This is a genomic window from Streptomyces sp. NPDC058008 (assembly GCF_042886395.1).
GTDB lineage: Bacteria > Actinomycetota > Actinomycetes > Streptomycetales > Streptomycetaceae > Streptomyces.
Genome location: NZ_JBHVQX010000005.1, coordinates 155,314 through 181,840 on the forward strand (window position 1 = coordinate 155,314; position 26,527 = coordinate 181,840).

A 26,527-nucleotide genomic window follows, 5' to 3' on the forward strand; every position below is an offset into this window, starting at 1 on the left:
GTCAGGTCACTCGCAGGCGAGTGCTGTGCGGGCGGCGGCGGTGAAGCGGTCCCACACGTCGGACTCGGGAAAGAAGGAGGCCGCGGCGCGTTCCTCCTCGGTCTCCGGGGAGGCCCATTCGAAGGTGAGGCTGTCCGTCGCGAAGTAGGTTTCCTTGCCGCCGCAGACGGCATGCTCGAATCCCCGCGCCTTCGCGCTGGGCACCAGCGCGGGGTTCTGGATGATCGCGAGGCGGGCGAAGGGTCCGTGTTTCTGATCCCTGTCCAGACCCGTGGTGGGTTGTCCGAGGGAGAGGTCGCAGAACCAGGCGTCGTCACGGGAGCCTGAGGTCTGCTCCTTCAGAGGGCTGCCCGCGGGGGCTGTGGCGGCCAGGCTGAAGCCGGTCAGGCCGCATACCGCGGAGGGATCGCTCCTGGTCACCGCGGACGCTTCGAGGAGATCCGCCCCGGCGTTCTCAGGCTCCGGGACGGGAGGTGTGCAGTCGTGATCGGCGGCGAGCCCGCCGGCGGCTCCCCGAGCCAGCCGGGCGAGCTGCGCCGGATCCACGTCACCCTGCTCGACGTTGACGTGCAGGACCGTACGGGATCCCTGTGCCGTTCCGTCCCCTGTCGGTGTGCAGCCGGGCGGCAGGGACACCCAGCCGTTGCCGTTCTGGTCGAAGGCGCCGGGCAGGGTGCCGGGCAGGATGTTCTGGGCGCCCGAGATGTCCCACCCGCCCCGGGCGAAGGGGTCGACGGCATTGACGGACAAGGGCTCAAGGGCCACCCGCGCGTCCTTGGCGCCCGGCAGCCAGCCGGACTGCTCCACGAAGCAGCCGCCCGCAGGGTCGGTCCTTCCGGTCACCCGGCCGGAGCCGTCGAAGCTGTTCCCGGCGTCCTCGCTGCTCAGACGGCCGTCGCACAGGTCACGGGGCCCCAGGACGTTGGTGTTGGTCGCCACCGTCACGCCGGCCACCACGGCCAGTGCGCAGACGCCGGCCGTGACCAGCCAGACCCGGCGGCGCTTGCCGGATGTTTCCGTACTCACTTGTGCTCAGTCCCGTCCGAGGTAGGTCGCGGCGTCGCCACGTGATCCCGAGTACGACTGCTTGGCTTCGTTGCGCATGGCCTGCCAGGCGTCCCAGTTCGGGTCGTGCTTGCTGTTGTCGCGGTCCTCGACGTCCACGCCGCGCTCCACGGCCCAGGCGTCGATGAGGCTGTAGGTGCCGCCGACGCCCGAGCTGTAGTGCTTGGAGTTCTTCTCGACGGCCGCGGAGTCCGCTGCGGAAATGACGTCCTTGGACCACTCGTACGTCGCCGCGTCGATGAGCCGTTGCGCGGTGTCGCCCAGGACCGGCAGCCCGGTGACCGGGGCGCCGAGGACGTGGTAGGCGTACCGGGCCTGGTCGTTGGTCTGGTCGGTCTTGTCGTCGCGCTGGTCGAGGATCACATCGGATCCGATGGAGTTCATCGCGCCCATGACCTGGCCGAGGTCGCTGGCGGGGTTGATCCAGCGCAGCTGTCCCTCGCCGCCCTCGGCGGGGGCGTTGGTCAGCTGTTCCATCGCGTAGTTCCGCTGGGTGGAGTAGAGCAGGTCGGCGGTGTCGGCTTCCTCCGTCACCCCGCGCATGACCCGCATGAGTGAGTCCTTGCCGACGGTGATCCCGGCGTCGGAGCCGTCCTGCCAGACACCGTCCAGCCCTTCCGGGCTGCCGTACCGGCGGCTGTCGTTCTCCGCGAGGATGTTGTGGTTGTCGGCCGCGTAGTCCGCCAGGGCGTTCGCCAGGTTCTGGTGCATGTTCTTCGGTACGTCGTCGCCCGAGGCCCCGGCGTCGAGGTACTCGATGGTGTTCTGCATGATCCGGGCCTGGGCCGGGCTGTGCGGACCGGGGCGGCCGTTGGACTCGCCCTCGGACAGAGGGGGATGGCCGGTGGTCGCCGCCTCCAGCGCGGCGCCGATCCCGACGTGCCCGTAGGGGTCCTCGACCTCGACCTTCGGGTACAGGGAGAGCATGAGTTCGGGCCACTCGCGGGTGCCGTCGCCGTGGCCGGTCAGGTACTCCAGCCTGCCGTTGCCCTTGTCCGGGTCCGGACCGGGGTCGAGGAAGGCCGTCGCGGTGTCGGGGTCGCGGCTCATGATGCCGAGGAGGTTGTCGATGGCGTCGGCCCGGATGCCGTCGTGGCCGGCGCCGATCTGGACGAAGAGGTCCTTGTCCTTCTTCTCGGCGGCGATCATGTCGTCGCCGAGCTCGGCCATGAAGTCGGGGTCGAACTTCTCGTCGGCCATGTTCATCACGGCGACGAATCCCGAGTAGCCCTTGATCGGGTTGTTCGACTCGCCGAAGCTCTTGGTGCCGTTCTCCTTGAGGTCCTTGGTGAATTCCTCGTAGAAGGCCCGCTCCTTGGCGTTCTCGGGATTCGTGGTGGCGTTCGCGATGGAGTTGGCGAGCTCGCGTTGCATCCCGAGCAGCTGGGTGCGGCCGTTCTTGTCGTTCTCGGCCATGTCGAACAGCTTGTTGCCGAGCTTGATCGTGCCGTCCGCGCCGATCTTCTGGAGGAAGGGCTGGCTGAACTCCTTGTTCCCGCTGTTGTCGCGCAGCGAGCGCTCCAGCTCGGCCAGTTCCGCGGGGGAGACCTTCTCACCGGCGTTGAGTTTCATCGCCGTCGCGGCGGCCGCCTTCGCCTCGTACCCCTCGATGTCGCCGGTGGCCTTGTGGTTGAAGCCGCCCTGGGTGCCGTCGAGGTCGTCGCTGTCCTTGGTCACCGCCTTCATGGCTACGGCGAATCCGGTGTCGGCGTCGCTGACCGCCTGCACGGCCTTGGCTATGTGGTCGGTCCACGACTGCTCGGTACTGCGCAGATCAGGGTCATGGTGAGCGGTGAAGCGTTCGTTCTCCGTCAGCTTGCTGAAGTCCAGCCGGCACTGGCCCCGGTCGGAGACCGTCATCTTGGCGGCGACGGCCTCGTCGACCGCGGTCCTCACCTTGCCCCGCAGTTCGACGAACTGGGAGTGTGCGTCCCTGATCAGCGAGGCGATGGCCTTCGCCTCGGTCTGCGCCCCCGAGTACTCCTTGAGCGTGACGTCGAACCGACGGTTGGCGGCCTCGGCGCTCTGACCCACCCAGGCCGGGCCGAGGCTGACTCCGTGCACGTCGCGCTTGTAGGCGGCTTCGACCTTGGCGAGTTCCCCCGCCATCGACTCCCACTTGTCCGCGGCGGTGGTCAGCGCGGACAGATCCGTCGTCATGACTTCGTGATAGCTCGGCATGCTGTGTCGCCTCTCCCCTCAGAGCCCGTTGATGTTCGACGGTCCGCCGAGCTGTGAAGCGATGCCGAGATCGTTGGACCACAACTGGACGCGTGTCTGGCGCAAGGAGATGATCTCCGACGAGAGCCGGTTGCAGAGCACCCGGACCGAGTCGTCCCAGGCCTTGTCCGCCTTCTTCAGCGCGCTCGCCGTGTCCCAGCCGTCGGCGTCCTTGGGCCCGAACGCCCTGGCCGCCGCACCGTTGGACTCGTCGGCCCACTTACCCGCGGCACGCGTGTCGTCGAGGATGTGGTCGTCGATCGCGTCCGCTGCCGCCTTCTTCTCGGCGGGCGAGGACGCGAAGGAGGGGGCGAAGGGGCCGTACACGGGCGGGCCCCCCGGGTCGCCCGGCACCTGGTTCAGTCGCATGCCGGTCGACGCGTTCTCCTGGTGGGTGGATTTGATCTGTTCCCACTCGTCCCATGCCATGGAATCCCAGCCCCCGACTGCCCGCTCGCGCTCGATGTTCGTTGCCGTACGTAAATGCATACCAACATACAAGCAAGGGTGGCGTGGTGGGGATGTTCCTCGTGGGACACCAGGGGCGCCCGACCACGGCGCCCGGGCACGGGAACGGCGCCCGGGCACGGGAACGGCGCCCGGGCACGGGAACGCGCGGGAGCCGGCCGCCAGGGGGCGGCCGGCTCCCGCATCCGGAGGCGTTACTCGACGTTGACGCCGGTCCAGGCGGCCTGGACGGCCGCGAGTTCCGTGCTGTCGGCCCCGAACAGGTCGGTCGCCGCCTTCTCGGTCGCCACGCGGGCTCCCGCGTAGTCGGTGCTCGACGTCATGTAGACGGAGAGCGCCTTGTACCAGATCTGGTAGGCCTTCTGGCGGCCGATGCCGGTGACCGTGGAGCCGTCGGCGGTCGGGGAGTCGTAGTCGACGCCGTCGATGGTCTTGGCGCCGCTGCCCTCCGCCAGGAGGTAGAAGAAGTGGTTGGCGACACCGGAGGAGTAGTGCACGTCGAGGTCGCCGACGCCGGAGTCCCAGTAGTCCGCCGAGCCGCCGTCCTTGCTGGGCTGGTCCATGTAACGCAGCGGGGTTCCGTCGCCGTTGATGTCGATCTTCTCGCCGATGAGGTAGTCACCGGGGTCGGTGGCGTTGTCGGCGAAGAACTCGACGGAGGTGCCGAATATGTCGCTGGTCGCCTCGTTGAGACCGCCGGACTCGCCCGCGTAGTCGAGGTTCGCGGTGGCCGCGGTCAGACCGTGGCTCATCTCGTGGCCGGCGACGTCGATCGCGGTGAGGGCGCTCTTGTCGTCGGCGCCGTCGCCGTAGGTCATGCAGAAGCAGCTGTCGTCCCAGAACGCGTTGACGTAGCCGGTGCCGAAGTGGACGCGGGAGTAGGCGGCCCGGCCGTCCCCGGCTATGCCGTCGCGGCCCAGCTCGGACTTGTAGAAGTCCCAGGTCGTCGCCGCGCCGTAGTGGGCGTCGACCGCGGCGGTCTGGCGGTCGTCGCCGGTGCCGTCGCCCCAGGTGTCGTCGTCGTCCGTGACGAGGGTGCCGGTGCCGGTCTGCCCCTGGTTCAGGTCGTACGTCTTGTGGCCGCCCCGGTCGCCGTCGGTCAGTTCGAAGCCCGAACCGCTCCCGGTGGTCGAGAGCGTGACCTTGCCGCTGTACTGGCTGTTCCCGATGCCGGTCTCCACGGCCTCGAAGCTGTGCAGCTCCTTGCCGGTCGTGGCGTCGGTGATGACGTGCAGCCGGCTGGGTGTGCCGTCCTTCTGCACCCCGTTCCTGACGGTCTCGAAGGCGAGTGCGGGCTTCCCGTCGCCCGCCCAGACGACGGTGCGCGCGTTCGCGGCGGCCTTCAGCCCCGGCTTCGTCGAGGGCACGGTGATGCGGGCCTCGGTCGCCTTGTCGACGCCCTTGGAGGTGCCGTCGGCGGCGGTGTGGGTGACGAGGTCGCCGCCGAGGACCGGCAGCCCGGCGTAGGTGCGCTCGTAGCGGGTGTGCACGGTGCCCTGGGCGTCCTTGATCACATCACGGACGATCAGCTTCTCCTCGCTGCCGAGCCCGAGGGACTCGGCGGCGGCCGGAGCGTCGGCGCCGGCGGCCCGCAGCGCGGTGTCGCGCTGGTCCGCCGAGTTGACACCGAGGGTGCCGGCCCCGGCCGTGGTGCGGGCGGAAGAGGCGGTGCCGTCGGCGGTGTGGGGACCTGCCGTGGCCGTGCCTGTCTGTACGCCGACGACGACCATCGCTGCGACTGCGGTCAGGGCGGCGGCGCGACGGGTGTTCATGTGGGGGGTCATGCCTTCTCCGTTGCTCGTTCCTGTGGGGGGTACGAGCGGAGAGCGTGCCACCGAATGAACGACTTTGACGGAACGCCGACAATTGCCTCACAAGTTTTTGACCAGTTCTTGTCCGACTGGGGCACGATGCCGTCCGCTATGTGACGCGGACGGATCGGGCGGCGCGGATGCGCGGCGGGGGCGCGGACGTACGGCGAGGTACGGACGTACGGCGAGGTGCGGGTGAGCGGCTAGGCGCGGGTGAGCGGCGAGGAGTGCGCGTGCGGCGAGGCGCGGACGTACGACGGGATGCCGACGGGCCAGGAGGCGTGGGCGCGGACGCACGGGAGCCCCCGGCCGACCGGAGTCGGACGAGGGCTCCCCTGGAAAGGCTGTCGCGTCAGAGGTTGACGCCGAAGTCCTGGGCGATGCCGCGCAGGCCCGAGGCGTAGCCCTGGCCGACCGCGCGGAACTTCCACTCGGCGCCGTTGCGGTACAGCTCGCCGAAGACCATGGCGGTCTCGGTGGCGGCGTCCTCGCTCAGGTCGTAGCGGGCGATCTCGGTGCCGCCGGCCTGGTTGACGATGCGGATGAAGGCGTTGCGCACCTGGCCGAAGTTCTGGCTGCGGGCCTCGGCGTCGTAGATGGAGACCGGGAAGACGATCTTGTCGATGTCCGCCGGGAGACCCGCGAGGTTGACGTTGATCTGCTCGTCGTCACCCTCGCCCTGGCCGGTGACGTTGTCGCCGGTGTGGACGATGGTCTGGTCCGGCGTCGCCTTGTTGTTGAAGAAGACGAAGTGGCCGTCGGAGTAGACCTTGCCCGCGGCGTTGACCGCGATCGCCGAGGCGTCGAGGTCGAAGTCGGTGCCGGTGGTGGTGCGGACGTCCCAGCCGAGGCCGACCGTGACGGCGGTCAGGCCCGGGGCCTCCTTGGTGAGCGAGACGTTGCCGCCCTTGGACAGGCTTACAGCCATGGGAAGTCCCTTTCCTCGTCGTGTGCCGGGCTTCGTGCCATCACGAAAGCTACCGTCATCCGTCCTAACGCAGCCGGGAGACCGCCAGGTTCCAGCTCGCTTTACTTTCTTTGCCGAACTTCTGGTCGAACGCTCGCAAAACAAGGTGACGAACGGGCCGGGGGGCGGGGAACATGGGTGTCATGTCCGGGCCCTATGTCATCCGCGGTTCGGTCTCCCTTCCGGAGGCCGAACTCATGTGGCGTTTCTCGCGGTCCTCGGGGCCCGGCGGGCAGCACGTCAACACCAGCGACTCCCAGGTGGAGCTCCGCTTCGACCTGGCCGCGACCGGATCGCTTCCCGAGGTGTGGAAGGCGCGGGCCCTGGAGCGGCTGGCGGGCCGGCTGGTCGGGGGCGTGATCTCCGTACGCGCCTCGGAGCACCGCTCCCAGTGGCGCAACCGTGAGACGGCCGCCGTGCGGCTCGCCGCGCTCCTCGCGGAGGCGACCGCGCCGCCGCCCAAGCCGCGCCTCAAGAAGAAGATCCCGCGCGGTATCAACGAGCGGCGGCTGCGTGAGAAGAAGCAGCGCGGCGACACGAAGCGCGGCCGCTCCGGCCGCGACTGGTGAGGACCGCGCCGGGCCGACGGCGGGGCTGCCAGTAGCACCCTCGAAGCCGGCGCGACTGCTGGTGGCGCCCGTGAAGGCGCCGCGCCGGCCGTCAGCGGCCCTCGAAGCCCGCGCGACCGCGGGTAGCGCGCCGAAGTCGGCCCGCCTCCTGGTAACACCCCCGAAGCCGGCCCACCTGCGGGCAGCGCGCCCGAAGCCGCTCCGCCTTCCGATAGCGCCGCCCCCGACGCCGGCCCGACTGCCGTCAGCGACCCCCGGAACCACCGAAGCCGGCCCGCCCTCCCCGGGTGGCACCACCCCCGAAGCCGGCGGGGCTGCCGTCAGCGCCCCCGGGAGTCAGCCCAACTGCCGGTAACGCCCCTTGAAGTACGTCAGCGGTTCGCCGCCGCCGTTCGGCAGGGACGCCGTGAGCACCCGCCCGATCACCAGCGTGTGGTCGCCGGCGACGACGCTCTGCTCCGTGCGGCACTCCAGGGTGGCCAGCGCTCCTTCGACCAGGGGCGCTCCCGTGATGTCTCCCCGTACATGGGGGAGGTCCTCGAAGAGCAGGCGGTCGCTGATCCGGCCCTTCATGGCGAACCGTCCCGCGATCTGCCGCTGCCCCTCCTCCAGCACCGAGACCGACCACAGGGGCTGTTCGGCCAGCAGGTCGTCCATCCGTGAGTCGTTGCGCAGGCTCACCATGACCAGCGGCGGGTCCAGCGAGACCGACATGAAGGCGGTCGCCGTCATCCCGACGTCCTCGCCCCGGCCGTGCTCGTCGAGCGGCGGTTCCTGGGCGGTGACCAGCACCACGCCCGCGGCCAGGCGGGACAGGGCGGCGCGGAATTCGTCGTTGCTCACCCCCTCAGCATGGGGGACGGCTTCGGGACGCGGGACGGGGGGAGTCTTCTGCAGCACACCGGGCACGCTAGTGCCGCGGGACGCGGCGCCGCATCGGGCCAGGGGACCAGCCGGGTCCTAGGACTCCGGAACCATGTGCGCCGGTTTGCGTTCGCCACACCACAGCGGCCCCAGGAGGCATCCGGAGAATTCTTTACCATCTGTTGTGACTTGAGTCACAGAGAGCAATATTTGTTGACCCTGTGTACCGGGTGCACAGCTCACTGTGATTCAGTGGCCGGGACAGTGCAACAAGTACGTCGATATGAAACCTGGAGTTGCTGTCGAGGTCTCGGGGAGTGCGAGCAATGGAGGCCGAGTCGGAGCCGTACGTCCGTCTTGCGACCATGCGGCAGCTGCACCAGGCCGTCGCTGATCTCAACACGGCGCGGAGCCTGGCGGACACGCTGCAGTCGGTGGCCGACGGCATCGTCGGCGGTCTCGGCTACGAACTGGGCTGCGTCAACCTCGTCCGTCCCGACGGCGATCTCGTCATCGCCGCGTTCGCCGGCAACAGCGCCGCGGAAGCCCTGATCACCGGCCGTGTCGGCTCCCGCGAGTCCTGGGAGCGCAGGCTGTCGATGGGCGAGGCCTGGGACGAGCTCCGGTTCATACCCCACACCGAGGGCTGGGTGCTCCTCGACGACGACGTACCCCAGTGGCACACCGAGGGGCCGGAGCCCCGCTTCGAGGACGAGTGGCACCCCCTGGACCGCCTCTACGCCCCCATGTACGCCTCCGGCGGAGGTCTGGACCTCCTGGGGGTCATCTCGGTCGACAGGCCGCGCAACGGGCGCCGTCCCGGCGCCTGGGGCCGGGAAGCGCTCCAGATGTACGCATCCCAGGCGGCCATTGCGATCAGTAACGCGCGCCTCCGAGCAAACATGCAGCGCGCCCTGGTCCGGCTCGAACGCGAACAGCAGGCACTGCGGGCCAGCGAGGAGTCCTTCCGCCAGGCGTTCGAGTACGCCCCCAGCGGCATGGCCATCGCGGAGATGGGCGGTGACCAGCACGGCAGGCTGCTGCGCACCAACGACGCGCTCTGCCGTCTCCTGGGGCGCCCCGCCTCCGTCCTGCGCCGCTACTCCTTCGCGGACCTCGTCCACCCCGAGGACATCGGCACCCTGCTCCGCACGTCGGCCGAGGGCGGGCGGGCGGAGCTGCGGCTGGGGCGCAGGGACGGCACCTACCTCTGGGTCTCGCTGCGCAACTCCGTCGTCGCCGACACCACCGACGGGCCCCGCTTCCTGCTCACCCACGTCGAGGACATCGAGGAGCGCAAGCGCAACGAGCTGAACCTCGCGCACCGCGCCTCCCACGACGCGCTCACCGGTCTGCCCAACAGTGCCGAGCTGCGCTCCCGGCTCGGCGCCAGGCTGTGTGAGAGGCCTCACTCGGTCACCTCCAGCGCGGTCGAGGCGCTGGACGCTGCGTACGACGGTTCCGCGCACGGCTACCGCGCCGACGGGTACGAGGCGGAGGTCGCGCCGGGCACCGGCCCCTACGACCACCACGTGCACAGCGTGGCGCCCGATCCGGAGCACGACGACGGGACCAAGGGGCTCGCGGTGCTCTTCTGCGACCTCGACGGCTTCAAGTCCATCAACGACCGGTTCGGCCACCACGCGGGTGACGCGGTTCTCATCGAGGTGGCCAGGCGGCTCACGACCTGTGTGCGTGACGGTGACACCGTGGCGCGGCTCGGGGGTGACGAATTCGTCGTCCTCGCGGACGGCCTCGGGGCGGCGGATGCCGCGGATCTGGCCGTACGCTTGCGTAACGCCATCATTCCGCCCATCCGGGTGGACGGCCGGGCCGTCAGGGTCGGGGCGAGTTTCGGTATCGGCTGGGCCGAGTGCGGCATGACCGAGGAAGAGGTCCTGCACTCCGCCGACCAGCGGATGTACGTGGAGAAGCGGTCCCGGTCGAAGGTTCACCGCAGAGCAGGCTGACGTTCACGCCCCCGCTGTCCCCGTACACCGCCCGGTTTTCCGGGGGACCGAGGGCAATTCGACGCGTGCTCCGTTCGGGGTAGGCTCGGCCGGTCGGCGACGGCTGGCGACATGGTGAGGAGTGACCCAGGGATGACGGCCGGAAACAACGGCGAGAGCAAGCCCGAGGACGACGATCCGTTCGGCTATCTGTACGCGGACGGGCAGGCGGCGGGCGCACAGCCCCCCGGGCAGGGCGGCTACGGCTACCCCGGACCGGCCGCGCAGCCCGGCGTGCCCAGAACCTCGTACAACCAGGTGCGGACGGTCGGCGAGCGTCAGTACGGGCAGGTCCCCCCGCAGCAGGCGTACGGCCAGCAGCCCCCGCAGTACGGCCAGCAGTCCCAGCAGTACGGCCGCCCGAACCCGCAGTACGCGGCGCCGGAGACCTACCCCGGCGGCGCGGCCACCGCGCAGACGGCGTCCGTGCCGCACGGTGGCGGCAGGAACGGCGGGTCCGGCCGTGGCGGCCCCAACACGAAGGCCCTGCTGATCGCGGCCGTCGCCGTGGTCGCGGTGGTGCTCATCGGGATCGGCGCGGCGCTCATGACGGGCGACGACAGCGGTGACAAGAAGAGCGAGGCCGGTGCGTCGACGGGTCCGGCCGACGACGTGCAGGAGTCCCCGGAGCCGGAGAAGTCCCCGAAGGAGTCCGAGGGGCCCGTCGATCTGCCCAAGCAGGACGCGGCGACGCTGACGCTCGGCGGCACGGCCTCCCTGGACAACACCGTCAAGGGTGCCAAGAGCGCCAACGGCCAGTACATCAGCCTCAACGAGGTCGGCCGGTCGGCGACCTGGACGGTCGACGTGCCGGAGAGCGGCTCGTACACGCTGTACGTGACCTACGGCGTGCCCGGCCGGGACGCCAAGACGTCCCTCACGGTCAACGACGGTGACCCGCGCTCCATCAACATGAAGAACTTCGCGCACGCCGCGGAGGGCGACCTGGAGAAGGGCTGGACGACGACGTACGCGTACGTCGAGCTCGACAAGGGTTCCAACAAGCTGATGCTGTCGTGCAACGAGGGCGACTCGTGCGACGCGAACCTCGACCAGCTGTCGCTGAAGTCGGGCCACACCAAGGGCTGAAGTGTTCTCCGGACGTCCCGCCCGCACTCCGGGCGGACGGCGCCACTCCCGGAACACGCCCCCGGTCCGCACCACCGCTGAACACCACCGCGCCCCGGCCTCGCCCAGCGAGCCGGGGCGCGGTCGTGTGCGCGGGTCCTACGCGGCCGGCGTGTGCTGTTCGACGGTGACGCGGGTCAGCAGGTCCTCGTAGGCGGCGCGGTCGAACTCGCCTGCCGCCGGGGCCAGTACGGTCGCCGCCGACAGGGCGACCGCCCGTGCCAGCCGGTCCTGCCAGCCCAGCCCTTCGGCGAGGGCGGACAGCAGTCCGGCCACCGCGGAGTCGCCCGCGCCCGTCGGGTTTCCCCGCACGGCGGACGGCGGAGCGGCCCGCCAGACGCCGTCCGGGGTGACGGCCAGCAGGCCGTCGGGGCCGAGGGAGGCGACGACGCTGTGGGCGCCCCGTCGGCGGGCGTCGCGGGTGGCGCGCAGGGGCTCCCGGGAGCCGGTGAGCCGGGCGAGTTCGTCGGCGTTCGGCTTGACGAGGTCGGGCCGGGCGGCGATGCCGCGGCGCAGGGGTTCGCCGTCGGTGTCCAGGAGCACGGGTACGCCCGCGGAGCGGGCGAGCCGTATGAGTTCCGCGTACGCGCCGACGTGGACGCCCGGGGGCAGGCTGCCGCAGAGCGCGACGGCCTCGGCGCCGGGGAGGAGTTCACCGAACGTCCCCCGGAAGGCGGCCCATTCGTCGTGGCCGATGTGCGGGCCCGGCTCGTTGAGCTGGGTGGTGTCGCCGCTGGCGCGGTCGACGACGGCGAGGGTGCGGCGGGTGTTCCCCGCGACGGTGACGAGCGCGTCGGCGGGGCGCTCGGGGAGGGCCCCGAGGAGTTCGCGCAGGACGGCTCCGGTGGAACCCCCGGCGAAGCCGGTGACGACGGTGTCGTGGCCGAGCGCGGAGAGCACCCTGGCCACGTTGACGCCCTTGCCGCCGGGGCGTTCGGTGACCTCGTGGACTCGGTGGCTGCTGTGCGGGACGAGGGCGGGGACGGCGTACGTCAGGTCGAGTGCCGCGTTCAGTGTGACGGTCAGTATCACCTGTACCGGCCCCCGGTTCCTTGGTAGTCCGTTCCCCCGCACCGTCTCCTCGCGGTGCTGTCCCTGGTGATCATGCCAAAGAGGCGGCGGCCGTCCCAGCACTCCGGGACAACCGCCGTCTCTTCGTTACGTGTTCGCCCGGCCGTGGGCCGGGGGCCGCGGTCACGCGGTAGGGGGCTCCACGATCCACTCGCCCCGGCGCATGACGCCCTTGAGCGTGAAGTCGGCGTCCAGGACCACCAGATCGGCGTCCTTGCCCGGGTCCAGCGAGCCGACCCGGTCGTAGAGGCCGAGGAGCCGGGCCGGGTTGGCGGAGATGGACCGGACGACGTCCTCGACGGGGATCCGGTCGACGGTGACGGCCCGGCGGAACGCGGTGTCCAGGGTGAGGGTGGAGCCCGCGATCGAGCCGCCCTCCACCAGGCGCGCGACTCCGTCCCTGACCTCGACGGCGAGGGGGCCGAGCTGGTAGCGCCCGTCGCCCGCGCCGGCCGCGTCCATGGCGTCGGTGATCAGGGCGACCCGGTCGGAACCCGCGTGGTGGTAGGCGAGTTCGAGGGCGGCGGGGTGCAGGTGCGTGCCGTCGTTGATCAGCTCGACGGTGACCCGCTCGTCCTCCAGGAGGGCCGCGACCGGGCCGGGGGCGCGGTGGCCGATGGCGGGCATCGCGTTGTAGAGGTGCGTGGCGACGGTGGCGCCCGCGTCGATCGCCTCGACGGTCTGCTCGTACGTCGCGTCCGTGTGGCCGACGGCGGCGATCACCCCGTGCTCGGCGAGCAGCCGTACGGAGTCGATGCCGCCCGGGAGTTCGGTGGCCAGGGTGACCATCCTGGCGGTGCCGCGGGCCGCTTCGAGGAGCTTGCGGACCTCGGAGGGGTCGGGGTCGCGCAGGAGTTCCTCGCTGTGGGCGCCCTTGCGGCACGGCGAGATGAACGGGCCCTCGAAGTGGATCCCGGCGAGCTCGCCCTGCTCGACCAGTTCGGAGAGCATGCCGGCCTGGCGGGCCAGGAAGTCCATCTCGCCGGTGACGGTGGAGGCGACGACGGTCGTCGTGCCGTGGGCGCGGTGCGCGCGTGCCCCGGCCAGGACGTCCTCGGCGGTGCCGGTGGCGAAGGACGCGCCGCCACCGCCGTGGTTGTGGATGTCCACGAACCCGGGGACCACCCAGTGGCCCGAGAGGTCGACGGTGCGGGTGTCCTCCGACGTGCTGCCGGCGATCCGGGTGCCCTCGACGATCACCCGGCCGTTCTCGACGGTCCCGGTGGGAAGCACCACCCGGGCACCTGCGAGAACCGTGCTGTCTGCGCGTCCGGCCATCAGGCGGATACCTCCGTGGAGAGTAGATCCCAGGCGAGCAGCCCTGCGCCCAGGCATCCGGCGGTGTCCCCGAGGGCCGCCGGGACGATGTGGGGCAGCTTCTGGAACGTGACCCGTTCCTCGACGGCCGCACGCAGTGGTGTGAACAACGTTTCCCCCGCCTCGGCGAGACCGCCACCGATGATGAGCGTGCGGGGGTCCAGCAGAGTGAGCGCGGTGACCAGCCCCGCGGCGAGCGCGTCGACGGCGTTCCGCCACACGGCCAGGGCCGCGGGATCGCCCGAGGCGACGGCCTTCGCGCAGTCCGCGGCGTCCGCGTCGGGGTCGCCCGATGCCGCGGCCCACGCCCGGGACACGGCGGCGGCCGAGGCGAGGGTCTCCAGGCAGCCGCGCTGTCCGCAGCCGCACTCCGGGCCGTCCGGCCGGACGACGATGTGGCCGATCTCGCCCGCGTATCCGTGGGCGCCCGCCTCGATGGTGCCCGCGATGCCGATGGCGCCGGCGATGCCGGTGCCCAGCGGGACGAACAGGAAGCGGTCAGCGCCGCGGCCGGCGCCGATCCGCCCCTCGGCGAGGCCGCCGGTGCGGACGTCGTGGCCGAGTGCGACCGGCAGGCCGCCGAGCCGTTCGCCGATCAGCTTCCGCAGGGGGACGTCGCGCCAGCCCAGGTTGGCGGCGTAGACGGCGGTGCCGCGTTCGGTGTCGATGATGCCGGGCACGGCGACGCCCGCGGCGACGGCGCCTTCGCCGAGGTGCTCCTCGCCGTAGGCGTACAGATCCGCGGCGAAGCCCAGGATCGTCTCCACGACGGCTTCGGCACCGCGCTCCCTGCCGGTGGCCCGGCGTGCCTCGTGGAGCAGGGTGCCGTCGGCCCCGACCAGAGCGGCCTTCATTCCTGTGCCGCCCACATCGAGGGCGATGACGTGTCTCACGGGAGACAGTTTCGCCCGACGGACCCTAAAAGGTCTAGTCCACTATCGTGGTTTGTTGAGCACCCATACAAAACGGCCCTGCTAGATTTGCCGATTCGCCGTACGGGTGGTGTAGACCACCGGACGGTGTGAGCCTCCGTCCGGAGGCGGAGCTGGATCGCGGGTCCGTCGCCGGAACGGTGGCGCCCGCGTCGATCGATGTAGGGATGGACAGGGCTGTGCAGCGGCGCTTGGTAGGTCTGACCGCGGCGGTGGCCGCACTCGGTATGACGGCGGCGCTGTCGGGGTGCGGTTCGGACAAGGGGAGCGGCGACGTCACCCTGCGGCTGGTCGCCGCCGACTACGGGACCGGAGCGGACGACAGCTCCAAGAAGTACTGGGACGACGTCACCGGGAAGTTCGAGAAGGCCAACCCCGGCATCCGGGTCGAGGTCACCGTCCACTCCTGGAAGGACGTGGACCGCGAGGTCGCCCGCATGGTGAAGGACGGCCGGGCCCCCGACATCGCGCAGATCGGGGCGTACGCCGACTACGCGAAGGCGGGTGAGCTCTACGCCGCCGACGAGATGGTCGCCATCCGCACCGCGTCCAACTTCCTGCCCTCGCTGGCCGACGCGGGCGAGGTCGGCGGGAGTGTGTACGGACTCCCGTTCGTGGCCAGCACCCGTCTCCTCTTCTACAACAAGGGCCTGTTCGCCGAGGCCGGCCTCAAGGCCCCGCAGACCTGGGACGACATCAGGAGCGACGCCGCCGCGCTCGGCCGGCGCGGTGTGACCACCCCGTTCGCGCTGCCGCTCGGCCAGGAGGAGTCCCAGGCCGAGACCCTGATGTGGCTGCTCAGCGGGGGCGGCGGCTACACCGACGAGGTCGGCAACTACGCCATCGACTCCCCGGCCAACATAGCCACCCTCACCTGGCTGAAGGACAAACTCGTCGGCAAGGGCCTCACGGGACCCGTCGCCCCCGGGAAGCTCGACCGGCAGAAGGCCTTCGACGCGTTCACCGAGGGCGAGGTGGGCATGCTCAACGGCCACCCGACGCTGATGCGGGAGGCCGAGAAGAAGGGCATCGAGGTCGGCATGGTCCCGCTGCCCGGGATCGACGGGCCGACCGAGGGATCGATGGGCGTGGCCGACTGGATGATGGGCTTCAAGCAGAACGGCCACCGGACCGAGATCGGCAGGTTCCTCGACTTCGCGTACGGCGACGCCAACGTGCTGGACTTCGCCGACCGGTACGACCTGCTGCCCGTGACCAGCAGCGCGTCCGCCGCCATGGAGGCCGACAGCAAGCACGAGCCGCTGCACGCGTTCCTGTCGGCGCTGCCGAACTCCCAGCTCTACCCGTTCGGCAAGACCTCGTGGGCGCGGACCAGCGAGGCGGTCAAGGAGAAGATCGGCTCGGCGGTGGAGCCCGGCGGGAACCCGGAGAGGGTCCTGACGGACATCGCGACCCAGGCCCTCCAGGCGGAGAGCGCGGAGTAGGGCCTGTCGTGAGGACGGACCCTCTGTAGGTTGGTTGATATGACCGCAGATCCCGCCGGCCCGCTCCCCGACCAGCAGCGCGCGGTCCTGGCCCTGGAGCGCCGCTCCTGGCCCGGCCCCGGCGCGAAGGAGCGGGCGATCCGGGAGGAGCTGGGCATCTCCCCGGTGCGCTACTACCAACTGCTCAACGCACTCCTCGACGACCGCCGGGCGCTGGAGGAGGACCCGGTCACGGTGAACCGCCTGCGCCGGGTCCGCGAGGCGCGGCGGGGCCGCCGCTGAACGGGGCCGGGTGCACGGCGGGGCCGGGGAGCGAGTGGGGCGGCGGGCGCGGCCCCCGGGCGGGGAACCCGCGCGGCGGGGCGGTGCGGCCGCTACGCTCACCCGCATGGGCAACCCGGCACACCCCCTCCCGACCCCGTCCACCCAGGCCGGCCGTGAAGGCCTCGCCGCACTCCTGGCCCGGCCGGCCCGCGCCGTCGTCGCGCTGGACTTCGACGGCACGCTCGCCGACATCGTCCCGGACCCGGAACAGTCGCGCGCCCACCCCGCCGTCGTCCCGGCCCTCTCCGCGCTCGCCCCCCGGGTCGCCGCCGTCGCGGTGATCACCGGGCGCCCGGCCGGCACCGCCGTGCGGTACGGCGGCTTCGCCGGGGCGCCGGGCCTGGACCACCTCGTCGTCCTCGGCCACTACGGGGCCGAACGCTGGGACGCCCACACCGCCGCCGTCCACGCCCCCGCACCGGACCCCGGTGTGGAGGCCGCCCGGGCGGAACTCCCCGCCGTCCTGGCGGAGGCGGGCGCCGACAGCGGCACGTGGGTCGAGGAGAAGGGCCGCGCGGTCGCCGTGCACACCCGCCGCGCCGCCGATCCGCAGGCCGCGTTCGAGGCCCTGCGCGCCCCGCTGGCCGCACTCGCCGCACGCCACGGCCTCATCGTCGAACCGGGCCGTCTGGTCCTGGAGCTGCGGCCCGCCGGCATGGACAAGGGGGTGGCGCTGGAGGAGTACGTGAAGGAGACCGGCGCCGAGGCGGTGCTGTACGCCGGCGACGACCTGGGCGACCTCGCCGCCTACGCCGCCGTGGAGAAGCTCCGCACCCGGGGCGTCCCCGGCCTGCTGGTCTGTAGCGGCACCGGCGTCCCCGAACTGGCCGGGCGCGCCGACCTGTTGCTGCCCGGCCCGGCGGCCGTGGCGGAGCTGCTCCACTCACTCGCCCGGCGGCTCACCCAGGGTTAGGCCGTCCGCAGCGCGTCCAGCTGGTCCAGGAACCACCGCTGCGGCGGCAGCGCCGTCGCCGCGGCGGCCAGGCGCTCGGAGCGGGCGCCCCGCTCGCCGCCGTCCATCGTGAGGGCCTCGTGCAGCGCCGCCGCCGTGGCCGAGACGTCGTAGGGGTTGACCACCAGGGCGTCCTCGCCGAGCTCCTCGTACGCCCCCGCCTCGCGGGACAGGACCAGGGCGCAGCCGTGGTCCGAGACGACCGGGACCTCCTTGGCGACCAGGTTCATGCCGTCGCGGATCGGGTTGACCAGGGCCACGTCCGCCAGCCGGTAGGCCGCCAGGGAACGGGCGAAGTCGTCGTCGACGTGCAGCAGGACCGGGGTCCAGCCCTCGGTGCCGAACTCCGCGTTGACGGCGTCCGCGACCCGCTGGACCTCCGCCGTGTAGTCGCGGTACACCGCGAGGTCCTGCCGGGAGGGGTAGGCGAAGGCGATGTGCACCACGCGCTCGCGCCATTCGGGGCGTTCCTCCAGCAGCGCCCGGTAGGCGTGCAGCCCGCGCACGATGTTCTTGGACAGCTCCGTGCGGTCGACGCGCACGATCGTCCGCCTGCCGTCGCCCACCTGCCCGCGCAGGATCTCCATGCGCTCGTCCACGTCCGACTCGCGGGAGCGGCGGCGCAGGAAGTCGGCGTCGGCGCCCAGGCCGTGCACCCCGATCCGGGTGCGGCCCGTGCCGCCGAGGATCTCCGTGCAGCAGCCGATGAAGGCGTCGGCCCAGCGCCGGGTCAGGAACGCGGCGCGGTCGGCGCCCAGGATGCCCTTGAGCAGCTGCTCGCCGATGTCGTCGGGCAGCAGCCGGAAGTAGTCGACGGGCGCCCAGGGGGTGTGCGAGAAGTGGCCGATCCGCAGGTCGGGGCGGAGCTCGCGCAGTATGCCGGGGACCAGCGAGAGGTGGTAGTCCTGCACCAGGACCGCGGCGCCCTCGGCCGCCTCCTCGGCCAGGGCCTCGGCGAAGGCCCGGTTGTACGCCTCGTAGGAGGCCCACTGCCGGCGGAACTCCGCGTCGAAGACGGGCTCCAGGGGCGTCTGGTAGATCATGTGGTGCACGAACCACAGCACCGAGTTGGCGATGCCGTTGTAGGCGTCGGCGTGGACCTCCGCGTCGATGTCGAGCATCCGGACGCCGGGCTCGGACACACCGCGCCTGACCGCCTCGCGGTCGCCGTCGCCGAGGGCGGCGCACACCCACAGCTTGTCGTCGACGGCGCTCAGCCCGGAGACGAGCCCGCCCCCGCCGCGTTTCGAGTCGAGCGTGCCGTCGTCACGCCGTGTGTACGACACCGGGCCGCGGTTGGACGCGACGAGTACCTGGGCAGCGTGCTCGGAGACCATGTACCCGAACCTAGCCCGTTCGGGAAGCCGCCAAACGTGAAGTGCGCGCGGAGACCGGGGCGGAGGGCCGTCACGCCGCGTTGCGGGCCGCGTACTCCGCGATGTCCCGCATCGGCGGCCGTTCCTCGGTGTCCACCGCATGGGTGTGCGGGACGAACCCGCCCGGCCCCCGCTCGAACTGGGTGATCTCGGGCCGTACGAGTGCCCCCCCGGAGAGCCGCAGCTGCGCCGTGCGGTAGATCGCCGCCGCCATCCGGCCGAGGGCCTGGCCGTCCTGGTGCCGGTGCTTGCGCACGCCGACGTCCACCTGGGCCAGCGCGTCCAGTCCGGCCGTGTGCAGCGCGTCGACGAGCAGGCCCAGCTCGACTCCGTAACCGACCGGGAAGGGGAGGCGTTCCAGCAGGGAGCGGCGCACCGCGTACTCGCCGCCCAGCGGCTGGACGAATCCGGCCAGTCGGGGCCAGTGCAGGTTGAGCAGCGGGCGGGCCACCAGCTCGGTCACCCGGCCGCCCTGTCCGGCGGTGTCGCCCAGCGGCCGGTCGTACATGGCCTTGACGAACTGCACCTGCGGGTCAGTGAGCAGCGGGCCGACGATCCCGGACACGAAGTCCGCGGAGAAGTCCCGCAGGTCGGCGTCGACGAAGCAGACGATGTCCCCGCCGGTCACCAGGAGTGACCGCCACAGGACCTCGCCCTTGCCGGGGAGCGCCGGTATGCGGGGGAGTACGGAGTCCCGGTGCACCACCCGGGCGCCGGCCCGGCGCGCGACCTCGGCGGTGGCGTCGGTGGAGCCGGAGTCGATCACCACCAGTTCGTCGACGAGCCGGACCTTCTCCATCAGCTCGCGCCGGATCTCCGCGACGATCTCGCCGACCGTCGCCTCCTCGTTCAGCGCGGGCAGGACGACGCTCACGCGCGAGCGGTGCGGATCCCTCGCCCGAGCGGCCGTGAGGCGGTCGAGCGGGCGGTCGGCGGCTGACCAGGAACGCCTGGTCAGCCAGCGTTCCACCTCTTCCAGCACGGTCGATACTCCCTGTATGTGATCCATCTCGCGGTTCGGACGACTATCTCAACCGTCCAGTGCTTCGGTTACAGTCTTGAACAACGCGGATGACCCTCGCATGTCGGGGTCGGTCCGCGAAAAAACGCCCGGATCCATGGTCCGGTGCCATAGCGCTCATCCAGAGGGACTGAGGGAACGGCCCGTTGAAGTCCCGGCAACCCTCCTGCCGACCGCGAGGTCACGGTGGGGAAGGTGCCAATTCCGTCTTGTGGCGAAATACGTCGCGAGGAAGATGAGGAGAAAGGGCCTCCGCCATCATGGCCGTGCAGACAGTTGCAGCGAACACCAATTCTTCCGCCGTGGACCTCGGTCCCGCCGCGGCACTTTCCTGCCGCGAATGCGGCGAGCGTTTCGATCTCGGCCCGATCTTCGCCTGCGCGTCCTGTTTCGGGCCGCTCGAAGTGGCGTACGACCTGCCGAGCGGCTCCCCCGAAGAGCTGAAGAAGCGCATCGCCGAGGGACCGGACAACATCTGGCGTTACGCGCCGCTGCTGCCCGTCCCCGCCGACGTCGCGGACAAGCCCAACATCAACCCCGGTTTCACGAAGCTGGTCAAGGCGGACAACCTCGCCCGCGAGCTGGGCGTGACCGGTGGTCTGTACGTCAAGGACGACTCCGGCAACCCGACGCACTCCTTCAAGGACCGTGTCGTCGCCATCGCCGTCGAGGCCGCCCGCGCCTTCGGGTTCACCACCCTCTCCTGCTCCTCCACCGGCAACCTCGCCGGAGCGGTGGGCGCCGCCGCCGCCCGCGCCGGCTTCCGCTCCTGCGTGTTCATCCCGCACGACCTGGAGCAGGGCAAGGTCGTCATGGCCGCGGTGTACGGCGGTGAGCTGGTCGGCATCGAGGGCAACTACGACGACGTCAACCGCTTCTGCTCGGAGCTCATCGGCGACCCGCTCGGTGAGGGCTGGGGCTTCGTCAACGTCAACCTGCGGCCGTACTACGGCGAGGGTTCCAAGACCCTGGCGTACGAGATCTGCGAGCAGCTCGGCTGGGAGCTGCCCGACCAGCTCGTCATCCCCATCGCGTCCGGCTCACAGCTCACGAAGATCGACAAGGGCCTCCAGGAGCTGATCAGGCTCGGTCTCGTCGAGGACAAGCCGTACAAGATCTTCGGTGCGCAGGCCGAGGGCTGCTCCCCGGTTTCCACCGCGTTCAAGGCCGGTCACGACGTGGTGCGCCCGCAGAAGCCGAAGACCATCGCCAAGTCCCTGGCGATCGGCAACCCGGCCGACGGCCCGTACGTCCTGGACATCGCCCGCCGTACCGGTGGTGCCGTGGAGGACGTCGACGACGAGCAGATCGTGGACGCCATCAAGCTGCTCGCCCGCACCGAGGGCATCTTCGCGGAGACCGCGGGCGGGGTGACGGTCGGCGTGACGAAGAAGCTGATCGACGCCGGTCTGCTCGACCCGTCCCTGACCACCGTCGTGCTGAACACCGGTGACGGGCTGAAGACGCTCGACGCGGTCGCACCCACGACCGGCCTGTCGGCGACGATCCGGCCCAGCCTGGACGCGTTCCGCGACGCGGGCCTCGCCGCCGCCTGACCACCCGAGACCGAAGGAAGGCATCCACATGAGCGTCAAGGTCCGTATCCCCACCATCCTCCGCACCTACACGGGCGGTCAGGCCGAGGTCCCGGCCGAGGGCGCGACCCTCTCCGAGGTCCTCGCGTCCCTGGAGCAGAACCACCCGGGCATCGGTGCCCGCGTCCTGGACGACCAGGGCAAGCTGCGCCGCTTCGTCAACGTGTACGTCAACGACGACGACGTGCGCTTCGAGGGCGGCCTGGACGCGGCCACCCCGGACGGCGCCGGCGTCTCGATCATCCCGGCCGTCGCCGGCGGCTGATCCGCCCGGCGCCCCGCCGGCCGACACGCAGTGAACAGAACGGCCCCCTCCGTGAGAGAAACGGAGGGGGCCATTCTGCATGGTTGAGCACGGTACAGTTGGGGAAGTCCCCGCAGCTGCCCGCCGCCACCCGCATATGAGAATGCGCCCGGCCGCGACAAGAAGCAGCCAAAGTAAGCGAACCCCTTGTGGCATAAGTGGCCTTTGTCAGGCCCGACTTGCCCGGGAATCCAATGAATTCCCCCTATGCGGGCAGTTGTCTGTGCCCAGAATTCTCGTCCGATTGACCTGTTGCAGAGGGCAGTTGGGCAGATACATTCGGCCGCGGTCGACGCGTTCCGGCGCACGCCACCCTCTCCTGTCGGAGGGTGACTTCTGACCCGGGCCCGCGAAGTGCGGTCTCGTGCAAGGGCCAGTAATAGGGGAGTTGGGCATGGCTCAGGGCACCGTCAAGTGGTTCAACGCGGAGAAGGGGTACGGCTTCATCGCGGTCGACGGTGGTGCGGATGTTTTCGTCCACTACAGCGCGATCCAGATGGACGGGTACCGCACCCTCGAAGAGGGTCAGCGAGTTGAATTCGAGATCTCGCAGGGCCAGAAGGGGCCGCAGGCGGACATGGTCAAGCTCGCCGTCGGCTGAGCTCGGCACGGTCGGCCAACGACGCTACTCACACACGCGGGGCCCGTACCTCCCACCGGGGGAACGGGCCTCACGTGCGTCTCCGTGCCCCTCCCGCCGCCTGCGGCGACGCCCCGCGGTTGTCCACATCCCGAGGGGGACGCTTGCACTCGCAGGGGTCGAGTGCTAATCATTGGCGTTAGCACTCTCCAGGTGAGAGTGACAGAACTTGGACCGGGCCGGTGAGGCCCGCAGGCTCGGTGGGGCAAGGAACCGCCGAGCACGCAGGCCGTCCGTCGCGGGCGCCTCTCGGTCCGGAGCAATCCACCCCTGTCCGGGAGGACCACTTCACATGGCCAAGATCATCGCGTTCGACGAGGAGGCACGGCGCGGTCTCGAGCGCGGGATGAACCAGCTCGCCGACGCCGTCAAGGTCACCCTCGGCCCCAAGGGCCGTAACGTCGTCCTCGAGAAGAAGTGGGGCGCGCCCACGATCACCAACGATGGTGTTTCCATCGCCAAGGAGATCGAGCTCGAGGACCCGTACGAGAAGATCGGTGCGGAGCTGGTCAAGGAGGTCGCCAAGAAGACGGACGACGTCGCCGGCGACGGTACGACCACCGCCACCGTTCTCGCCCAGGCGCTCGTCCGCGAGGGCCTGCGCAACGTCGCCGCGGGTGCCAACCCGATGGCTCTGAAGCGTGGCATCGAGAAGGCCGTCGAGGCCGTGTCCGCCGCGCTGCTGGAGCAGGCGAAGGACGTGGAGACCAAGGAGCAGATCGCTTCGACGGCCTCCATCTCCGCTGCCGACACCGAGATCGGCGCCAAGATCGCCGAGGCGATGGACAAGGTCGGCAAGGAAGGCGTCATCACCGTCGAGGAGTCCCAGACCTTCGGTCTGGAGCTGGAGCTCACCGAGGGTATGCGCTTCGACAAGGGCTACATCTCGGCGTACTTCGCCACCGACATGGAGCGTATGGAGACGTCGTTCGACGACCCGTACATCCTGATCGTCAACTCCAAGATCAGCAACGTGAAGGACCTCCTTCCGCTGCTCGAGAAGGTCATGCAGTCGGGCAAGCCCCTGCTGATCATCGCGGAGGACGTCGAGGGCGAGGCTCTGTCGACGCTGGTCGTCAACAAGATCCGTGGCACCTTCAAGTCCGTGGCCGTCAAGGCTCCCGGCTTCGGTGACCGCCGCAAGGCCATGCTCGGCGACATCGCCATCCTCACCGGTGGCACCGTCATCTCCGAGGAGGTCGGTCTCAAGCTGGAGAACGCCGGCCTGGACCTGCTCGGCAGCGCCCGCAAGGTCGTCATCACCAAGGACGAGACCACGATCGTCGACGGAGCGGGTGACAGCGACCAGGTCCAGGGCCGCGTCAACCAGATCCGTGCCGAGATCGAGAACTCCGACTCGGACTACGACCGCGAGAAGCTCCAGGAGCGCCTCGCGAAGCTGGCCGGCGGCGTGGCCGTCATCAAGGCCGGCGCCGCCACCGAGGTGGAGCTCAAGGAGCGCAAGCACCGCATCGAGGACGCGGTGCGCAACGCCAAGGCCGCCGTCGAGGAGGGCATCGTCGCCGGTGGTGGCGTGGCTCTGCTCCAGGCCTCGGCCGTCTTCGAGAAGCTCGACCTGACGGGCGACGAGGCCACCGGTGCCAACGCCGTCAAGCTCGCGCTGGAGGCCCCGCTCAAGCAGATCGCCGTCAACGGTGGTCTCGAGGGTGGAGTCGTCGTCGAGAAGGTGCGCAACCTGCCGATCGGTCACGGCCTGAACGCCGCGACCGGCGACTACGTCGACATGATCGCCGAGGGCATTCTCGACCCGGCGAAGGTCACGCGGTCCGCCCTGCAGAACGCCGCGTCCATCGCCGCGCTCTTCCTCACCACCGAGGCCGTCATCGCCGACAAGCCGGAGAAGGCCTCCGCGGCTGCTCCGGGCGGCATGCCGGGCGGTGACATGGACTTCTGATCCTCGGATCAGCAGCTCCAGGCGGTACCCGCAGTATCCGTACGACGCCGGCCCCCGGGATTCGTTCCCGGGGGCCGGCGTCGTACGTGCGTCCCCGCCCCTGCGGGACCGGCGCTCCCGGCCACGGCGGTACGGAGGGACGGCGGTACGGCCTACGGCGGTGCGGCGGTACGGAGGGACGGCGGTGCACCGGGCGCGGAGCCGTGCCCGAGCCGTGGCGGCTGATGCGCGGGGGAGCGGCGGAACCGTGCGGCCCACCCCGCGTGTCATCCCTGCCCGTCGTTGTCCGGCTCCGGCTGCCGCTGTCGCCCCCCGGCCGTCCCGCCACAACCACCGCCGCGCGGTGATCCGCTGCGGGAGCGGCGAAAGTGGACGCAAAAAAGTGACGTGCTCTTGCATCTGGCCAGCAGTCACGCGAAATCTTCTCGCATGACTCTTGTGGTGGCGTTCCCGCGCGCCCTACCGTCTCCTCACCTTCCGAGAGAAACGGGCATGCGATGTCACGTCACATCACGGTCGCCGCGCTGACGGCCGCCGTTGTCGGACTGGGGGCGCTGACCGGCGCTCCCGCGGCGCAGGGCGCTCAGGGGGAACGGGCTCCCGCGCCGGTGGTGACGCGCGCGGGTCTCGATCCCGCGCTGGTGGCCGGCCGCGGCGCCGAGGTCCCCTTCGCCGAGCAGGAGGCGGAGAACGCCGCGACGAACGGCACGGTCATCGGCCCCGACCGCACCGCCTACACCCTGCCCGCGGAGGCCTCGGGCCGTAAGGCGGTCAGGCTGGTGCCCGGCGAACACGTCGAGTTCACGCTGCCGAGGGCCGCCAACGCGATCACGGTGCGCTACAGCATCCCTGACGCCCCGGGCGGGGGCGGTATCACCGCCCCGCTCGACGTCGCGGTCAACGGCAAGAAGCGCTCGACCATGACGCTGACCTCGGAGTACTCCTGGCTGTACAACCAGTACCCCTTCACCAACGACCCCTCGGCCGGGCTGCTCCAGCCCGGCTGGTGGATCACCGAGTGCGCCTGCGTCCCGAGTGGGACGACGCCCGCCCCCGTGATCGCCAAGCCCTTCCGGCCGAGCCACTTCTACGACGAGCAGCGCCTTCTGCTGGGGCAGAGGTACCGCGCGGGGGACACGGTCCGTCTGACGGTTCCGGCAGGCAGCCGGGCCGCCTGGACCGTCATCGACCTGCTCGACTCCGAGCTCGTGGGCCTCCCGCACGTCGAGCTCCGGGCGGCGAACGCCCTGCTGTTCGGGGCCGATCCCTCGGGGCGCCGGGATTCCGCGGACGCGATGGACCGGGTGATCGCCTTCGCCAAGCGCAAGAACCTGCCGGTGTACGTCCCGCCGGGCACCTACCTGGTCAGCCGGCACATCGTCGTCGACGACGTCACGATCAGGGGCGCGGGGAGCTGGTACACGAAGTTCAAGGGCCGGGAGACCGCCCTCGCTACCCCGACGCCGGACGGTTCGGTCCACACGGGGGTCGGCTTCTACGGCAAGGACGCGGCGGACGGCGGCAGCCGCGACGTGCACCTGTCCGGCTTCGCCATCGAGGGGGACGTGCGCGAGCGCATCGACACCGACCAGGTGAACGGCATCGGCGGGGCGATGAGCGACTCCTCCCTCACGGGCCTGCACATCCGCCACACCAAGGTCGGCATGTGGTTCGACGGCCCGATGTCGAACCTGAGGATCACGGACAACGTCATCGTCGACCAGATCGCGGACGCCATCAACTTCCACGGCGGGGTGACCGGTTCGGTGGTCTCCCAGACCTTCGTCCGCAACTCCGGCGACGACGGCCTCGCCATGTGGTCCGAGAAGCGCGCCAACACGGGCAACACCTTCTCCCGCAACACGGTGCAGAGTCCGGTGCTCGCCAACGGCATCGCGGTCTACGGCGGTACGGACAACACGGTCTCCGGCAACCTGGTCGCCGACCCCGTCCGCGAGGGCAGTGCCCTGCACGTCGGCGCCCGCTTCGGCGCGGAGGCGTTCCGGGGGCGGCTCGACCTCACCGGCAACACGACGGTCCGGGCCGGGACGTACGAGCTGAACTGGAGGATCGGCCTGGGGGCCATCTGGTTCTTCGCCCTCGACCGGGACATCGACGCCGACATCAGGGTGACCGGGAACCACTTCCTCGACAACACCTACAACGCGATCATGCTGGTCACCGACTGGCCCGTGAAGGACACCTACGAGATCCGGGGCGTGCACTTCAAGGACATCAGGGTGGACGGCACGGGGACGTCCGTGGTGAGTGCGCGTGCGGCGGGCTCGGCGACCTTCGAGAACGTGGACGCGCGCCACGTCGGGGCCGTGGGCGTCAACAACTGCGGGGCCTTCAACTTCACCCCCGCCGGTTCGGAGTTCACCCTCGTCGACCTCGGCGGCAACGACGGCGGGGGCACGGCGGGCGACTGGCTGGCCCCCTGGCTCCTGCCGAACACGCTCACCTGCGACGACCGCCCGCCGGTGGTCGCGCCGCCCGCGCCCGGCGCCTGGTGACACCACGGGCCGGGGCGG

At 70.7% G+C, this 26,527-nt stretch carries 22 protein-coding genes and 1 riboswitch; of the genes, 11 read left to right on the top strand and 11 right to left on the bottom strand.

The features are described 5' to 3' along the window. Positions 1 to 6: 6 nt before the first annotated feature. The 5 genes from ACFVS9_RS06875 to ACFVS9_RS06895 all read right to left on the bottom strand — a co-directional run bounded on the left by ACFVS9_RS06875 (position 7) and on the right by ACFVS9_RS06895 (position 6,492). Positions 7 to 1,026, bottom strand: coding sequence for a hypothetical protein (locus ACFVS9_RS06875; RefSeq protein WP_383116390.1), 1,020 nt, complete (start codon positions 1,024 to 1,026; stop codon positions 7 to 9). Between the two features lie 6 nt (positions 1,027 to 1,032). Next, entirely contained in the window at positions 1,033 to 3,225 is a 2,193-nt protein-coding gene (locus tag ACFVS9_RS06880; RefSeq protein ID WP_389930674.1) for a hypothetical protein, read from the bottom strand. Between the two features lie 39 nt (positions 3,226 to 3,264). Then, on the bottom strand, positions 3,265 to 3,714 hold the full coding sequence (locus ACFVS9_RS06885; RefSeq protein ID WP_383116392.1) for a hypothetical protein: 450 nt from the start codon (positions 3,712 to 3,714) through the stop codon (positions 3,265 to 3,267). 233 nt (positions 3,715 to 3,947) lie between these two features. Next, complete coding sequence (locus ACFVS9_RS06890) at positions 3,948 to 5,537, bottom strand: M4 family metallopeptidase (RefSeq protein ID WP_389930677.1); 1,590 nt, start codon at positions 5,535 to 5,537, stop codon at positions 3,948 to 3,950. Positions 5,538 to 5,916: 379 nt separating this feature from the next. Then, positions 5,917 to 6,492, bottom strand: coding sequence for a TerD family protein (locus ACFVS9_RS06895; protein ID WP_014047525.1), 576 nt, complete (start codon positions 6,490 to 6,492; stop codon positions 5,917 to 5,919). A gap of 173 nt (positions 6,493 to 6,665) precedes the next feature. On the opposite strand from ACFVS9_RS06895, the gene arfB reads away from it, so the two are divergent. Next, on the top strand, positions 6,666 to 7,100 hold the full coding sequence (gene arfB / locus ACFVS9_RS06900) for an alternative ribosome rescue aminoacyl-tRNA hydrolase ArfB (RefSeq protein ID WP_383118296.1): 435 nt from the start codon (positions 6,666 to 6,668) through the stop codon (positions 7,098 to 7,100). A gap of 336 nt (positions 7,101 to 7,436) precedes the next feature. Here the strand turns inward: arfB and ACFVS9_RS06905 are convergent, their stop codons facing one another. Further along, positions 7,437 to 7,943: a flavin reductase family protein gene (locus ACFVS9_RS06905; protein ID WP_383118295.1), complete on the bottom strand. Its 507-nt coding sequence runs from the start codon at positions 7,941 to 7,943 to the stop codon at positions 7,437 to 7,439. A 347-nt stretch (positions 7,944 to 8,290) separates the two neighbouring features. On the opposite strand from ACFVS9_RS06905, the gene cdgB reads away from it, so the two are divergent. Then, positions 8,291 to 9,934 (top strand): diguanylate cyclase CdgB, encoded by a 1,644-nt coding sequence (gene cdgB / locus ACFVS9_RS06910; protein ID WP_383118294.1) that lies wholly within the window; start codon positions 8,291 to 8,293, stop codon positions 9,932 to 9,934. Positions 9,935 to 10,066: 132 nt separating this feature from the next. Continuing rightward, complete coding sequence (locus tag ACFVS9_RS06915) at positions 10,067 to 11,062, top strand: carbohydrate-binding protein (RefSeq protein ID WP_383118293.1); 996 nt, start codon at positions 10,067 to 10,069, stop codon at positions 11,060 to 11,062. A 138-nt stretch (positions 11,063 to 11,200) separates the two neighbouring features. Here the strand turns inward: ACFVS9_RS06915 and ACFVS9_RS06920 are convergent, their stop codons facing one another. From ACFVS9_RS06920 to ACFVS9_RS06930, 3 genes are all read right to left on the bottom strand, one after another. Next, positions 11,201 to 12,133: a 1-phosphofructokinase family hexose kinase gene (locus tag ACFVS9_RS06920; protein WP_389930682.1), complete on the bottom strand. Its 933-nt coding sequence runs from the start codon at positions 12,131 to 12,133 to the stop codon at positions 11,201 to 11,203. 162 nt (positions 12,134 to 12,295) lie between these two features. Then, a complete protein-coding gene (gene nagA, locus ACFVS9_RS06925; protein WP_389930685.1) occupies positions 12,296 to 13,450 on the bottom strand; it encodes an N-acetylglucosamine-6-phosphate deacetylase in 1,155 nt (384 codons plus the stop codon). Beyond that, entirely contained in the window at positions 13,450 to 14,343 is an 894-nt protein-coding gene (locus ACFVS9_RS06930) for an ROK family protein (protein ID WP_389930822.1), read from the bottom strand. The genes nagA and ACFVS9_RS06930 overlap by 1 nt, the downstream gene beginning before the upstream one ends. 245 nt (positions 14,344 to 14,588) lie before the next feature. On the opposite strand from ACFVS9_RS06930, the gene ACFVS9_RS06935 reads away from it, so the two are divergent. From ACFVS9_RS06935 to otsB, 3 genes are all read left to right on the top strand, one after another. Continuing rightward, on the top strand, positions 14,589 to 15,866 hold the full coding sequence (locus ACFVS9_RS06935; protein WP_389930687.1) for an extracellular solute-binding protein: 1,278 nt from the start codon (positions 14,589 to 14,591) through the stop codon (positions 15,864 to 15,866). A 39-nt stretch (positions 15,867 to 15,905) separates the two neighbouring features. Beyond that, positions 15,906 to 16,148 (top strand): DUF3263 domain-containing protein, encoded by a 243-nt coding sequence (locus ACFVS9_RS06940; protein WP_383118289.1) that lies wholly within the window; start codon positions 15,906 to 15,908, stop codon positions 16,146 to 16,148. 106 nt (positions 16,149 to 16,254) lie between these two features. Next, positions 16,255 to 17,103, top strand: coding sequence for a trehalose-phosphatase (otsB, locus tag ACFVS9_RS06945; protein WP_389930691.1), 849 nt, complete (start codon positions 16,255 to 16,257; stop codon positions 17,101 to 17,103). Here otsB and ACFVS9_RS06950 read toward each other — a convergent pair. Both ACFVS9_RS06950 and ACFVS9_RS06955 read right to left on the bottom strand, forming a co-directional pair. Continuing rightward, entirely contained in the window at positions 17,100 to 18,479 is a 1,380-nt protein-coding gene (locus tag ACFVS9_RS06950) for a trehalose-6-phosphate synthase (protein ID WP_389930694.1), read from the bottom strand. The two genes, otsB and ACFVS9_RS06950, sit on opposite strands and share 4 nt — an antisense overlap. Positions 18,480 to 18,549: 70 nt before the next feature. Further along, positions 18,550 to 19,500 carry a glucosyl-3-phosphoglycerate synthase gene (locus ACFVS9_RS06955; protein ID WP_389930824.1) on the bottom strand — a complete coding sequence of 317 codons (951 nt, stop codon included), beginning with the start codon at positions 19,498 to 19,500 and terminating at the stop codon, positions 18,550 to 18,552. Between the two features lie 153 nt (positions 19,501 to 19,653). After that, positions 19,654 to 19,781, top strand: a riboswitch (SAM riboswitch). Between the two features lie 18 nt (positions 19,782 to 19,799). On the opposite strand from ACFVS9_RS06955, the gene thrC reads away from it, so the two are divergent. From thrC to ACFVS9_RS06980, 5 genes are all read left to right on the top strand, one after another. Continuing rightward, positions 19,800 to 21,095: a threonine synthase gene (thrC, locus tag ACFVS9_RS06960; protein WP_383118286.1), complete on the top strand. Its 1,296-nt coding sequence runs from the start codon at positions 19,800 to 19,802 to the stop codon at positions 21,093 to 21,095. 28 nt (positions 21,096 to 21,123) lie between these two features. Continuing rightward, positions 21,124 to 21,399 carry a MoaD/ThiS family protein gene (locus ACFVS9_RS06965; RefSeq protein WP_359465597.1) on the top strand — a complete coding sequence of 92 codons (276 nt, stop codon included), beginning with the start codon at positions 21,124 to 21,126 and terminating at the stop codon, positions 21,397 to 21,399. Positions 21,400 to 21,832: 433 nt separating this feature from the next. Continuing rightward, the gene (locus ACFVS9_RS06970) at positions 21,833 to 22,039 is read left to right on the top strand and encodes a cold-shock protein (RefSeq protein WP_003967346.1); all 207 of its coding nucleotides are present in this window, start codon (positions 21,833 to 21,835) and stop codon (positions 22,037 to 22,039) included. A 331-nt stretch (positions 22,040 to 22,370) separates the two neighbouring features. Next, positions 22,371 to 23,993, top strand: a complete 1,623-nt coding sequence (groL, locus tag ACFVS9_RS06975; RefSeq protein ID WP_389930698.1) for a chaperonin GroEL — start codon at positions 22,371 to 22,373, stop codon at positions 23,991 to 23,993. A gap of 497 nt (positions 23,994 to 24,490) precedes the next feature. Beyond that, entirely contained in the window at positions 24,491 to 26,509 is a 2,019-nt protein-coding gene (locus ACFVS9_RS06980; RefSeq protein WP_389930701.1) for a glycosyl hydrolase family 28-related protein, read from the top strand. Positions 26,510 to 26,527: the final 18 nt, after the last annotated feature.